Raw genomic sequence first — 13,580 nt, 5'->3', positions numbered from 1 at the left:
TCTTTTTTAGGCTCTTCTTTTTGAGCTTGTCCACCATTGTTTGCTGGTGCAGCTTGTGCTGGCTGAGCTTGCGCAGCTTTAGCAGCTTGCTCTGCTTGTTTTTGAGCAGCAGCTTCTTGTGCAGCTTTTGCTTGTGCTTCTTCTTCTGCAATACGTTGTAATTGTAACGCTTGTTTCTCAAGCTCTTTTAATTGGCTTTCCGTACTTGTCATTGTAGTTACAACTGTATCCATTTTACCGCTTAAATCGTTTACCGCTGTTGCTTTTTTCTCTTTTTCAGCGTCAAGTTCTTTCTTAGCAGTTTCAATTTGAGCTTGTGCTTCTTTTAATTCTTTTTGTTTCTCTTTTACCGTTGCAACATCTTTTTTCACACTAGCTTGATCTTCTTGCTGTGTTTTCATGATATCTTCATCAGACTCAAGAATTTTAGAAACAGAAGTTAAACGATCAACTAAATCTGCAACGTTTTTAGAGTTTACAAGAACTTCTGTTACAACGTTCGTATTTGGTTGTTCTTGAAGTGCAACTAAACGCTTTCTTAATAACTCTTCACGTTTTGCAATCTTTGTTTGTAATTCTGCAATATCTTTATTTTTCTTTTCAATTAATTGCTCAGTATCAGAAACTTTTTTCGTTGTTTCATCAAGTTTTGCAGCATTCTCTTGAACAGACTTATCTAAACCTTGAATTGTTTTGTTTAAGTCATTCATTTGTTTTTGTAATTCATCACGTTCTTGTTGTTGTTTATGTAAAGTGTCATTTTGTGTATTAATTTGTGATTTCACGTCAGAAATTTTATCTTCTGCAAATACATTTGGTGTTAGTCCTGAAAACATTAACCCTGCAACTAATGCGCAAGATGCCATTTTTAGCTTTTTCATTTTATTTTTTACACCGCTTTCTTTTTTCTTTTTCCGTATATAACCTATAAAATTTATACCATAATTCGGGATTTTTTTTGCTAATGTTACGTTTTTGTAAAACAAATGTAATATTATTTGTAGCTCTAGCGCAAAATTCGTATATTTTTGTATGTATGTGTAGAAATTTATATACTTTTCTCACTTCTGTGAACAAAGAAAAAACGTAAGGAATCCCTTACGTTTTATTAAATATACGAATACAAATGAAATGCTACTTCATCCATTTCTCAGCCCAATTTTGGACCTCATCCATAACACTTTCTAACGCTTTTCCCTTGTCAGTTAAGCCATACTCGATTCGAACTGGTACTTCTGGATAAACATCACGAACTACAATGCCCTCGCTTTCCAATTCCTTCAAACGCTCTGACAACATACGATCGCTCATATTTGGGATGATATCTGCGATTTCTCTAAAACGTTTCGACTCTTCAAGCAAAGATTTAATAATTAAGCCAGTCCATTTCTTACTAAGCAAAGTAAAAGCTGACTCAAACTTTGGACATAAACAAGAATTATGCTCCATATGTTTCACCTCTCTTCTATTATAATATAGTTTCTTGTAAAAAGTAAGTTATAAAACTTTCCTCATTATTTTATTTTACGTACATTTTACCATTTCCAAATATTAACTTGTCAACTAAACGTAACATACCCGTAAAAAAACCCTCTTAAAAAGAGAGCTTTTTATATCTTTATTACTTCGTATACCATCCAAGACCTAATGCACCTTCACCTAAGTGCGTACCAATTACAGCTCCAAAATAACCTGTACGAATTGTGACGTGAGGATATTTTGCTTCTAATTCTTTCTTCCATTCATTCGCTTCCTCTTCACGTTGCGCATGAATGATAACTGCTTCCATAGGTACACCTTTACTTGCTTGCTCATCAAAAATTTCAATGATACGTTTTAATGCTTTTTTACGTGTACGAATCTTTTCAAACGGAATAATGATCTTATCTCTAAAATATAAAACTGGCTTCACTTGTAACAGACTGCCGATGAAAGCTTGCGCGCTATTTAATCGACCACCACGTTGCAAATGATGTAAATCATCAACTACAAAATAGGCGTCCATCGTTTTCTTCATTTCATCAAAACGAGCGATAATCTCTTTTGGATTCTTTCCTTCACTTGCTAACTTTGCACCTTCACGCACATAAAATCCTTGTACTTCACAACTAATTTCAGAGTCATACGTATATACATCAATACCCTCTACCATCTGTCCAGCTGTTGTTGATGTTTGATATGTACCACTAATTCCACTTGATAGGTGAATACTAATAACTGCATCATAATCTTTAGCTAGTTCTTCATATAGCTCAACAAACTTTCCGATTGCTGGTTGAGAAGTTTTTGGAAGTTCCTCTTGTTCACGTACTTTCACATAAAAATCATCTGCTGAAATTTCAGCTTCTTCTTGATAAGATTCTGTTCCAAACACAACGTTTAATGGAATCATATATATATTGAGTTCATCACGAATTTGCTTCGGTATATATGCTGTACTATCAGTAACAATAGCTATTTTCATTTTCGTACCTGCCTTATAAAAAGTTTTATTTCCTAATTTTACACGAAAACTACAAATGGTGCATCCATACAGGGAAATGCCGGTTGAAATTATACTCACCATCTCGACAAATTACAACAAAAAGATAAAATAATCACCAAAAACTTCAACGTATTTAGAAAAAATGTTTGAATATAAAAAGCCTCGCTTTTAAAATGGAAAGTACTAGTCATTTTGATAGATAGGGGCGTATACAAGTGCTATTACAATATTTAACAATCAAAGACTACGGCGAACACGAAATCGTCATTCAAAAATCAAGATTTATTTGTTATATTAGCCGAGCAACGACTGAGGAAGAGGCTCAAGAATTTATACAAAAAATAAAAAAACAACATTGGAATGCAACACATAATTGTTCCGCTTATTTAATTGGCGAACAAGATCATATTCAAAAAGCAAATGATGACGGCGAGCCTAGCGGTACAGCTGGCGTACCAATGCTAGAAGTACTTAAAAAACGTGGACTAAAAGATACCGTTGTTGTCGTAACACGCTATTTTGGTGGCATTAAACTTGGCGCAGGTGGATTAATTCGTGCATATGGAAAGTGTACAAGCGAAGGCATTAATCATGTCGGTGTTGTCCAGCGAAAACTAATGCGTGTGATGCAAACCGAGATTGATTACACATTACTTGGCAAAGTGGAAAATGAATTACGCAATTCAAAATATGCCATTAAAGATATACATTATCTAGAAAATGTCACATTTGATACGTATGTTGAAGAAGACGGCAAACAAGCCTTTACAGATTGGATGATTGAATTAACAAACGGGAAATGTACAATTACAGAAGGAGATATGTTGTACTTAGAACAAGATGTTATCTAAGCATAACTCTTTTATCACCTTTAAAGATTAATGTAGTGAATTACTTCCCTACAAATGAACTAACGAACTAAGGAGATTATATATGGAAGAACGTTATTATCATCTCCAAAATAGCAGAATAAAAAAGAAACGAAGAAGGAAACTTTTCTTCTTCCTTATTTTCGCATTTTTATTTGGCAGTATAGGAGTTTATGTGTTAAATTCTTACTCTTCTCTTATGGGGATGTATAGTGGTTTTACTCGTGAAAAATCGGATTTAAGAAACAAAGATGTAGAAATTACAAAGGAACCTTTTACAATTCTCATTATGGGTATAGAAGATTATGCGACAGACGGTCAAAATGGTCGTACAGACTCATTAATGTTTGCAACAGTCAACCCGAAAACGCAAAAGATTTCACTTATGAGTATTCCTCGTGATTCTCGAGTTACAATTGTTGGTAAAAATAAAGAAGACAAAATTAACGCTGCCCATGCTTACGGCGGAGAAGAAATGGCAATCAAAACTGTCGAAGGCTTTCTAAAAGTTCCTGTAGACCATTATCTTAAAATTGATTTCCAAGGCTTTAAAGGTATCGTTGATGCTGTTGGCGGTGTTACTGTTGACGTACCCTTCGATTTCTGGGAGCGCTCTGACGTGGATTACTACAAAAAAATTCAATTTAAGCAAGGACAGCAAAACTTAAACGGTGAAGAAGCACTTGCTTACGTCCGTATGCGAAAGCAAGATCCAAATGGCGATTATGGTCGAGCTGCTAGACAAAGACAATTACTGGCCGCTGTTGCTCATAAACTAAACTCCACATCTACTGTATTTAAAATTAAAGATTTAACGGCTGTCGTTGGAAAATATATAAAAACCGACATTCCTATTTCAGACGGACTTGCTCTTTACAATAAAATTTCTGGATTTGATCCTTCTACAATGCAAACGTTAAAGCTTGAAGGCGAAGACAAAAAGGTAGGCGGTATTTATTACTTCCTTCCAGATCCAATCAGTGTAGAAACGGTGCGTAACGAAATTGAAAAAGAATTAGGAGAAAAAGCAAAAAATCCAACTACAAAAAACAACTCAAATCCTGATTCAAATTCAAGTTCTAACGAACAAACAAAAAAAGAAACAAACCAAAATAAAACACCAACTGATCCGCCACCTTCTACAAATGCTCATGCAGAGTGGATTATGCGCAATCAGCCATAACAAAAAGGCCCAATCTATCCGATTGGGCCTTTTTTATTTACTTATTAAAGTGTTGTAAAATTGCTTCTACAATACGCTCTGATGCACGACCATCACCGTAAGGATTAGATGCTTTCGCCATCTTATCATGAGCTTCTTTATCTGATAACAACTCATCAGCAAGACCAAAGATTGTCTCTTCGTCTGTTCCTGCTAATTTCAGCGTACCTGCTTCAATACCTTCAGGGCGCTCTGTTGTATCACGAAGAACAAGAACTGGTACCCCAAGTGATGGAGCTTCTTCTTGTACACCACCAGAATCCGTTAACATTAAGTATGAACGAGCTGCAACATTGTGGAAATCAATTACATCTAGCGGCTCAATTAAATGAATACGGTTATGTTCACCTAAAATTTCATTTGCTATTTCACGAACAACAGGGTTCATATGAACAGGGTACACAACTTGTACATCTTCATGCTTATCAACAAGACGCTTAATTGCACGGAACATATTACGCATCGGTTCACCTAAGTTTTCACGACGGTGAGCTGTCATAAGTACAAGACGATCATTTCCAAGTTTCTCTAGTACAGGATGACTATATGTTTCTTTTACAGTCGTTTGTAGCGCGTCAATCGCTGTATTTCCTGTGATGAAAATACGTGACTCATCTTTATTTTCCTTCTGTAAGTTCGTTGCTGATTTTGCTGTTGGTGAGAAATGAAGATCCGCCATTACACCTGTTAATTGACGATTCATCTCTTCTGGGTATGGAGAATACTTATCCCACGTACGAAGGCCCGCCTCAACATGACCTACTGGAATTTGATTATAAAAAGCAGCTAAGCTTGCAATAAATGTTGTTGTTGTATCACCATGTACAAGTACAATATCCGGCTTCGCTTCTTTCATTACTTTATCCAAACCTTCTAAGCCACGCGTTGTAACATCAATTAAAGTTTGGCGGTCTTTCATGATATTTAAATCGAAATCTGGCGTAATTCCAAAGATACTTAATACTTGGTCTAACATCTGGCGATGTTGTGCTGTTACAGTCACAATCGATTCAATTTTTTCTGGGTGTTTTTGCAACTCTAATACAAGAGGTGCCATTTTAATTGCTTCTGGACGTGTCCCGAAAATTGTCATTACTTTTAAACGTTCAGTCATGTGATTGCCTCTTTTCTTTCACTAATTACAGCTTCTATTATGACATATAAAAATATGTATGAGTACATCCCTTTTTAACGCATAACAGAAACTTTTCTATTACAAATACTTTTTCTTCCCACCGAGTAATAATCTATCTTTTGTTTCTTAACATCTTCATCAGTATAACAATTTCTCCCATCAAATAAAATAGGCTCCCTCATAAGTTGTACGTACTTTTCTAACGGATAAGTTTGAATATCTTCCCATTCTGTTACGATAAAAACCGCACTCGCATCTCTAATCGATTCATCTATACATCTACTATATTGTATAGCATCTCCAAATATATTTTTCACATATTGAATTGCTTTTGGGTCGTAAAGAACAATATCTGCACCTATATTAATTAATGCTTCTATTATAATAAGAGATGATGCCTCTCTAATATCATCCGTATTCGGTTTAAAGGATGCGCCAAGAACTGCAATCCGCTTTTTATTCATGTTCATGACTTTTTTCGCTTTTTCAATCAATAGCAGTTGTTGCTTATTATTTACTTCAATAACCGCTTTTAACAAACGAAAATCATGAGCAACATTTCCCGCAATTTGCACCAGCGCTTTCGTATTCGCACAGGAATATACAATAGAAAAGATATGAAATATAGAATTCTCCCTGCGCTTCCCCCTCTCACATTAAAAATGAGAAAACTCTTTTCCTTTTTCATTATATGAATTACTTCCCTCATTCTTTTTAAAGTTTTTGTAAAATTAAATGCACTATAATATAAAGTGAAACTTAATCATTGGGAATCCAGTTACCAGCTCACTCCAGATAAATTCCCACATTTTAACACGAGACTTACTCATTTCTACGTGTAACACTTATAATACTGAACTAAAAGTATTCACTATCGAAGAAAAAGAGGAAATGTCATATTCCAAAGTCCAGTACGATTAACCTTCTTATATGATTCAATATTCTATATACAATTGTCATATATTCTATCCGCTTCCATTAACCGTAAAAAGAAAAAAAGATTGAATTCTAATCTTTTTGTGATACCATATGTTATGAGCCTGTAAATAAACATCATAATTTTCAGATAAATATATTTCAAAAAAAAAAATTACGTTAGACTATAAAGGGTGGGGTATTAATGGACTCACAAGTGATTTATGCCATTTTGGCATCTTTCATCACTGTACTCGTCGTTACTCCTTTAGTTATTAAATTAGCTTTTAAAATAGGAGCGACAGATAAGCCAAACGCACGTAAAGTGCACCAAAAGATTATGCCACGTCTTGGCGGGTTAGCAATCTTTATCGGTGTAGCTGTAGGATTTGTTGTCGGCGGCTTATATGAGCAAAGAATGTTATCGATAACGCTAGGTGCGATTATCATTGTAATCATCGGAATTTTAGATGATATGTACGAGTTATCTGCGAGAGTAAAATTCGGTGGACAACTGTTAGTTGCCATTATGATTGTAAAAAGTGGATTATTAGTGCAAGTATTATATATCCCATTCCTTGGGGATACTGAACTTGGATGGCTTGCTTATCCAATTACAGTATTTTGGCTTGTAGGTATTACGAATGCAATCAACTTAATTGACGGCTTAGATGGATTATCTGCTGGGATTTCATCTATCGTACTTGCAACGCTAGCATATATGGCCTTCACTAGCCCATGGGGTACTGGAACAGCGATTATCTTGCCACTCGCATTAATTATATTAGCAAGTACAATTGGATTTTTATTCTACAACTTCCATCCAGCAAAAATTTTCATGGGAGATACAGGAGCACTATTTTTAGGATACTGTATTTCTGTTATATCGTTACTTGGATTATACAAAAGTGTAACGTTATTCAGTTTTATTGTTCCAATTATCATTTTAGGTGTACCTATATTTGATACGATATTTGCAATCATCCGTCGTATCGTAAATAAAAAACCTATTTCAGCACCAGATAAATCGCATTTACATCACCGCTTACTTGCAATGGGATTCTCTCATCGCAAAACGGTACTAATAATATACGCATTCGGTATTTTCTTTAGTGTAAATGCCATTATTTTCACTAGTGCAACGTTATGGTTATCCATTATTCTTCTTTTCGCTTTGATTTTCTTCACAGAAATCATTGCTGAAATAATCGGGCTTGTACATGAACGTTACAAACCACTTATTTCCTTTTATAAAAAAGTGAAAAAACGCGAAGACTAATTGTAGTATAGCCTTTACCATTATGAAATATTCAAATAGCACCCTCTTTCTTATAAGAGGATGCTATTTTTTTATTCATTATTTTACATTTCCAAAATATAGATTGTTTGAGAGTTCCTCTATTGGAGAAAGATATACATAATAAGAAACGTATCAAGTTTTCTTTTTACATCTTGATTGTCAAACTGAGGGTGAATGTTATGATCAAGCGAGTATTGCAATGTATTATTTTATTTTTAACCATTACTATGTACGCATCATCTAATACTGAAGCAACAACTGTTATTCCTGCTGAATATCATCCAAATACTGAAACGACCTCTCCTACACAAAAAATTGCGTACTTAACATTTGATGACGGGCCAAACAAATATACTACACAAATTTTAAACATCTTAAAAGAAAAGAACGGAAAAGCAACTTTCTTTGTTATTGGCGGAAAAGTGCCACATTACACAAAAACGATGCAAAGATTAATTAAAGAAGGACATTATATCGGTCTCCACAGCATGTCACATGATGTAAAACGCCTTTACACTGGTGACCCTTCCACTTTAATTGCAGAAATGGAGCAAACACAAAGCATTGTCCAGCAAGTTACGAAATTAAATACACATCTCGTTCGCGTTCCATATGGTAGTATGCCTTACTTAAAAAAGAATTACCGTGACGCACTTGTATCGGCCCAGTATAAAATGTGGGATTGGACAATCGATACATACGACTGGAAAAGCTATGACAATCCTTCTGCCATACTCGAAAGAGTACGTAATCAAAGTGATGAACAAGTAGAAGTCATTTTAATGCATGATTCGAGTGTAACCGTACAAATACTGCCAAAAGTAATTGATTATTTACAGTCACAAGGATACAAACTTCTTCCCTATAATCCTTCTTCTCATCTCAAGGTAAATTTTTGGAAAGACACAAGATTGTAACAGCTTTAGTGCCTATGTGCTAAAGCTGTTTTATTTTTCTCTTCCCACCCTTCCCGTTTTTGTGTAAAATTTTAAATAGTGATGAAGTTTCGAGGTGAATAGAAATGAAACGAATAGATCTCATTTTTAACGCAATACAAGAAGGCAATTATACAGAAGGTGTAACCGCATCAGAACTAGCTACCCTGTTGCAACTAGATCGCGCCAATGTAAGTAGCGACTTAAACAAACTTGTAAAAGATAAACGTTTATTAAAAACAAATACGCGACCTGTTCGTTTTTACATAGAAACGAACACTTCGTTGGAAACGCATTCAAAAGAAGTAACTTCATTAGATACATTTGCAATTGAAAATACGAGCCTTAAAATCGCAATTGAAAAAGCGAAAGCTTCTATGCTCTATCCTCCAAACGGTATGCATACTTTACTACTGGGAGAAACAGGGGTCGGAAAGTCTATGTTTGCTTCTTTAATGCACGAATATGCAATTGAAGTTGAACAGCTTCCTAAAAATGCACCATTTATCGTCTTTAACTGTGCTGATTACGCAAATAATCCACAGCTACTACTCGGGCAATTATTTGGGATTAAAAAAGGAGCTTACACAGGAGCAAGTGATCAAAAAGGATTAATTGAAAAAGCACATGAAGGAATTCTTTTCTTAGATGAAGTACATCGCCTACCTCCAGAGGGACAAGAAATGCTTTTCACCTTTATTGACCGCGGAGTGTACCGCCGCCTTGGAGAAACAGAGAACGAACGTAAAGCACAAGTATTAATCATTACTGCAACAACAGAAGAACCAAATTCATTTTTATTAAAAACATTTACAAGACGTATACCGATGACTGTTACGCTGCCACCACTTCGTGAGCGTACACATAAAGAGCGCTTTGCTTTACTACAGCTATTTTTCACAAATGAAGCAATTCGTCTGCGAAAAGACATTCACGTTAGCCCAAATGCAATGCGTGCTTTCGTCTTTTATAATTGTCCCAATAACATTGGTCAATTAAAAACAGATGTTCAAATTGCCTGTGCGAAAGCCTATTCTGATTTGGTCACAAAGAAACGTGATTCTGTCTATGTTTCAAGTACAGATTTACCTTGGTATATGAAAGAAGGGTTGTTCATTGAAAGGAAGAGCCGTCACTTATACCAAATACCAAATGAAACATTTGTATTTACAGGTGAGGAAGGTTGGAGTAATCATAAAACAGAAGATGAAAAACGCTCTTCTATTTACGATTATATTGACTATAAATACGAAGAACTTCAAGCCCGTGGTATTGAAGAGGAAGAATTAGAATTACTAATAGAAAATGATGTTCAAAGCTTTTTCGTACAATATTTTAACCAAATATCCAAAAAAACAAGCCATGAAAATGTTTTTAAAATTGTGGATCGTAATATCGTTTCCGTATGTGAAAAAATAGCGGAACTTGCTGAAAAGCATTTATCTAAGACGTTTGATGAAAAAGTATTTCTCGCTTTAAGCTTACATGTACAGACAACTCTACAACGTTTACAAAGCGGAAAACAAATACATCACCCACAATTAAATCAAATTCGTACGAAATATAAAGAAGCTTTTTCCGTAGCTATGCAATGCATTCAACTACTGGAGGAAGAATTACAAATAACAATGCCTATTGATGAAGCTGGCTTTTTAACAATGTTCTTCGTTGTTGATCCAATTCCTGCCTCACAAACAGAAGTAAAAGTATTAATATTAGCACACGGTAATGGCATCGCAACTGAAATGGCAAACGTTGCAAACGAACTTCTCGGCATTGAGGAAGTAACCGGTATTGATATGCCGTTACACGAATCACCGAAAGATTTCTTGGAACGTGTGAAAGTGTATATGAAAACACTACAAAATGTAAATGGGCTTCTCTTACTTGTCGATATGGGGTCACTTGCTTATATCGGTGACATATTAGAAACGGAGTTCAAAATCCCTGTACGTGTTCTCTCGATGACGAGCACACCACATGCACTAGAAGCAGCTCGAAAAGCTCAGCTCGGTTATTCATTAGATGCGCTGTATGAAACAGTAAAAAATTTAACACCATTTTACTTAAACGTACAAGAAGAAAAGAAAAAACCTCTCTCTCCAATGAAATCTGTTATTTTAACAGCTTGTTTAACTGGTGAAGGAAGTGCTTTAGCTATTCAAAAAATGTTAGAGAACTATTTACGATTTGATAAAGACTTAATTGAAATTATTCCGATTAGTATCGTCCATGAAAAAGATTTAACGAAAATGATCGAGAACATAAAAAAAGAGCGTAACATCATTTGTATCGTCACGAATTTCGATGTGCAAGTGCCGTGCTTAACATATCATTTCCAAGACATCGTAAACTACACAGCGATTCAGCCCATTCAAGAATTAATTACGTATGAAGAAACATATGCAAAAATGGCGGATATTCTTGAACAACAAATGCAGCGTAACGATGGGGCATTACTTATCAAAACAATTCGTTACGCATTAAATACAATTCAAGAATTAATTTCCTTACAGCTAACTCCTGATAGCTTAATGGGTGTTATTCTGCATATGAGCTGTATGGTTGACCGTCTTCAAAAAGGAGAAAGCCTTCTTCCTCATCCTGATAAAGAGAAAAGAAGACAAGATGAATACTGGATGTATATGAAAGTAAAAAAAGCATTGCAACCAATTGAAAATACATTTGAAATACAAATACCTGATGACGAAGTATTTTACGTTATGGACTTCTTTATTAAAAATCAGCCTGCGAAAAATTAATCGAGGCAGTTTTTAAAAATATCGACCGTAACGCGAGTTATATCAGCGATTTTCAAAATATATCGCTTTACCGACAATAATCACTAAAACTAGCACCTTATATTAAGAAGAAAAGGCTGTTCCAACATATGGACAGCCTTTTCCTCTATTTCTTTACTTTTCTAACTCGCCCTCTTATTTCTCCTCTTTTTTGTGATTTCGTATGAACATTAACATATACATTTGCTTGAATAATTTCTTGAAGTAAATGTACAAATGATTTCCCTTGTAAAGGTCCCTCAAAATCCTCCACATTCACTACACCAGTAATGCTTCCCTCGTTCAAGCTAATACCTTGCTCCAGTGGACCATATAAATATAAAACAACAGGACCAATTTGAGTAGACTTCCCTAAATGAATTTGACACGATGTAACCTTTTCTATATTTTTTAGTATGATTCTGTAATGTAATTTCGTTAAATCATCACTAAAAATAAACTCTGCTACCCCAAAAGCTTCTGTATTTACAGGAGGCACTTCCCTCTTACCTGTTAACCTGGCAAAGAAATGTGTTGTCATAAGGCATTCTCCTTATATAAATTTCCCATCACTACTTCTACTACTTTATGGTTTAGACATAATCATTTATGACTTTTTCAATTTTAATTACAAAGAAAAGATTCACAAAATCTTTACATTGTAATTGTTCCTGTAGATTGAAAGTCTCTTGTATAATGCACATAGAAAAACATTATAGGAGGTTCCATTGAAAACTAACAAATACACTTTTCATACATTATTAGAGATTTTTCTCGTCTCATTTAAATTAGGATTTACTTCATTCGGCGGTCCTGTCGCTCATCTCGGCTATTTCCACCACGAATACGTGCAAAAAAGAAAATGGATGGATGAACGAAGCTATGGAGATTTAGTAGCACTATGTCAATTCCTTCCCGGTCCTGCCAGCAGTCAAGTCGGTATGGGGGTTGGATTATTACGGGGCGGGCTATTAGGAGCTATTATTTCATGGATTGGATTCACTTTACCGTCTGTGCTTGTTTTGGTTTTCTTCGCCTCATTCCTTAATCAGTTCGATCTTGGAAGTGCTGGCTGGATTCATGGACTAAAACTTGTAGCAGTCGCTATTGTCGCTCATGCCATATGGGGAATGGCGCGGAAGTTAACTCCAGATCGAAATCGTGCAACGATTGCGATTGTAACTGCCGCAATCGCCTTATTATGGCCAAGTAGTTGGACACAAGTCACCCTCATCATAATATGTGGCTTTATCGGCTGGTTGTTATATCGCAACCAACCAATTAGCCAATCTCAACATATAAAAGTACCTATTTCAAAAAAGATAGCAGTTTCTTGTCTCGTCTTATTCTTTGGACTATTACTACTGCTACCAATATTAAGACCGTTCTCTTATTACATCGCTTTATTTGATAGTTTCTATCGCTCTGGCGCACTTGTATTTGGAGGAGGACATGTCGTGCTGCCTCTTCTTGAAGGTGAGTTCGTACAAAACGGAATGATGACGAAAGAACAGTTCCTAGCTGGATACGGATTAACACAAGCAGTACCAGGACCACTGTTTACATTCGCCTCTTATATAGGAGCAGTGTTAGACGGGACGCTTGGGGCATTACTCGCAACAATTGCAATTTTCTTCCCTGCTTTCTTACTCGTTATTGGTGTTTTACCATTTTGGAACAGCGTGAGAAAAATATCATTCATACAAGGCGCACTACTTGGAGTCAATGCCGCTGTTGTCGGTATTTTACTAGCAGCTTTTTATGATCCTATTTGGACAAGCACAATTATGAACGCTGTAGATTTTGTTTTTGCATCTCTTCTATTTTGCTTGCTCGCTTTTTGGAAAACACCACCTTGGGTTATCGTTATACTCGGGGCATTTGGCGGATATGCTCTATCCATTTTATAAATAAAAAACGACGGCATGATGTAGCCGTC

General features: G+C 35.5%; 11 protein-coding genes and 1 pseudogene. 6 read left to right on the top strand and 6 right to left on the bottom strand.

All coding sequences use genetic code 11. The annotated features are described in order from the left end of the window. The 3 genes from MR160_RS23395 to MR160_RS23385 all read right to left on the bottom strand — a co-directional run. The coding region (locus MR160_RS23395) for a coiled-coil domain-containing protein (RefSeq protein WP_242298124.1) at window positions 1–986 on the bottom strand (986 nt) is incomplete at its 3' end. Between the two features lie 148 nt (window positions 987–1,134). Then, window positions 1,135–1,449 carry a winged helix-turn-helix transcriptional regulator gene (locus MR160_RS23390; RefSeq protein WP_000400856.1) on the bottom strand — a complete coding sequence of 105 codons (315 nt, stop codon included), beginning with the start codon at window positions 1,447–1,449 and terminating at the stop codon, window positions 1,135–1,137. A gap of 172 nt (window positions 1,450–1,621) precedes the next feature. Continuing rightward, entirely contained in the window at window positions 1,622–2,464 is an 843-nt protein-coding gene (locus tag MR160_RS23385) for a DegV family protein (RefSeq protein ID WP_000684725.1), read from the bottom strand. 236 nt (window positions 2,465–2,700) lie between these two features. Between MR160_RS23385 and MR160_RS23380 the strand changes: the two genes are divergently transcribed. Both MR160_RS23380 and MR160_RS23375 read left to right on the top strand, forming a co-directional pair. Beyond that, on the top strand, window positions 2,701–3,336 hold the full coding sequence (locus MR160_RS23380; RefSeq protein WP_000926669.1) for a YigZ family protein: 636 nt from the start codon (window positions 2,701–2,703) through the stop codon (window positions 3,334–3,336). Between the two features lie 82 nt (window positions 3,337–3,418). Then, window positions 3,419–4,537, top strand: coding sequence for an LCP family protein (locus tag MR160_RS23375; protein ID WP_000392803.1), 1,119 nt, complete (start codon window positions 3,419–3,421; stop codon window positions 4,535–4,537). Window positions 4,538–4,574: 37 nt separating this feature from the next. On the opposite strand, the gene wecB is transcribed toward MR160_RS23375, so the two are convergent. Both wecB and MR160_RS23365 read right to left on the bottom strand, forming a co-directional pair. Continuing rightward, window positions 4,575–5,690 carry a non-hydrolyzing UDP-N-acetylglucosamine 2-epimerase gene (gene wecB / locus MR160_RS23370; protein ID WP_000140145.1) on the bottom strand — a complete coding sequence of 372 codons (1,116 nt, stop codon included), beginning with the start codon at window positions 5,688–5,690 and terminating at the stop codon, window positions 4,575–4,577. A 74-nt stretch (window positions 5,691–5,764) separates the two neighbouring features. Beyond that, window positions 5,765–6,301: pseudogene (locus tag MR160_RS23365) on the bottom strand (UDP binding domain-containing protein); the annotation flags it as partial. 530 nt (window positions 6,302–6,831) lie between these two features. Here MR160_RS23365 and MR160_RS23360 point away from each other — a divergent pair. The 3 genes from MR160_RS23360 (at window position 6,832) to MR160_RS23350 (ending at window position 11,623) form a co-directional block, all read left to right on the top strand. Then, a complete protein-coding gene (locus MR160_RS23360; protein WP_000378320.1) occupies window positions 6,832–7,905 on the top strand; it encodes a glycosyltransferase family 4 protein in 1,074 nt (357 codons plus the stop codon). A 200-nt stretch (window positions 7,906–8,105) separates the two neighbouring features. Beyond that, complete coding sequence (locus MR160_RS23355) at window positions 8,106–8,843, top strand: polysaccharide deacetylase family protein (RefSeq protein WP_000597185.1); 738 nt, start codon at window positions 8,106–8,108, stop codon at window positions 8,841–8,843. A gap of 104 nt (window positions 8,844–8,947) precedes the next feature. After that, a complete protein-coding gene (locus MR160_RS23350) occupies window positions 8,948–11,623 on the top strand; it encodes a sigma-54-dependent transcriptional regulator (RefSeq protein ID WP_000820954.1) in 2,676 nt (891 codons plus the stop codon). A gap of 145 nt (window positions 11,624–11,768) precedes the next feature. On the opposite strand, the gene exsM is transcribed toward MR160_RS23350, so the two are convergent. After that, window positions 11,769–12,182, bottom strand: a complete 414-nt coding sequence (gene exsM, locus MR160_RS23345; RefSeq protein ID WP_081143936.1) for an exosporium regulatory protein ExsM — start codon at window positions 12,180–12,182, stop codon at window positions 11,769–11,771. A 187-nt stretch (window positions 12,183–12,369) separates the two neighbouring features. Between exsM and MR160_RS23340 the strand changes: the two genes are divergently transcribed. Beyond that, window positions 12,370–13,551, top strand: coding sequence for a chromate transporter (locus MR160_RS23340; RefSeq protein WP_000856212.1), 1,182 nt, complete (start codon window positions 12,370–12,372; stop codon window positions 13,549–13,551). The last annotated feature ends 29 nt before the right edge of the window (window positions 13,552–13,580 follow it).

The sequence above is a fragment of the Bacillus cereus group sp. BfR-BA-01382 genome (genome assembly GCF_022663475.1).
GTDB lineage: Bacteria > Bacillota > Bacilli > Bacillales > Bacillaceae_G > Bacillus_A > Bacillus_A thuringiensis_S.
Note: the sequence above shows the minus strand (reverse complement) of the source record. Positions and strands in the feature narration are given on the sequence as shown.

Excerpts from the sequence above, each read along its gene's own strand:
- MR160_RS23390 (WP_000400856.1), bottom strand. The coding sequence starts at position 1,449 with ATGGAGCATAATTCTTGTTTATGTCCAAAGTTTGAGTCAGCTTTTACT.
- MR160_RS23385 (WP_000684725.1), bottom strand. The coding sequence starts at position 2,464 with ATGAAAATAGCTATTGTTACTGATAGTACAGCATATATACCGAAGCAA.
- MR160_RS23375 (WP_000392803.1), top strand. The coding sequence starts at position 3,419 with ATGGAAGAACGTTATTATCATCTCCAAAATAGCAGAATAAAAAAGAAA.
- wecB (WP_000140145.1), bottom strand. The coding sequence starts at position 5,690 with ATGACTGAACGTTTAAAAGTAATGACAATTTTCGGGACACGTCCAGAA.
- MR160_RS23360 (WP_000378320.1), top strand. The coding sequence starts at position 6,832 with ATGGACTCACAAGTGATTTATGCCATTTTGGCATCTTTCATCACTGTA.
- MR160_RS23355 (WP_000597185.1), top strand. The coding sequence starts at position 8,106 with ATGATCAAGCGAGTATTGCAATGTATTATTTTATTTTTAACCATTACT.
- MR160_RS23350 (WP_000820954.1), top strand. The coding sequence starts at position 8,948 with ATGAAACGAATAGATCTCATTTTTAACGCAATACAAGAAGGCAATTAT.
- exsM (WP_081143936.1), bottom strand. The coding sequence starts at position 12,182 with ATGACAACACATTTCTTTGCCAGGTTAACAGGTAAGAGGGAAGTGCCT.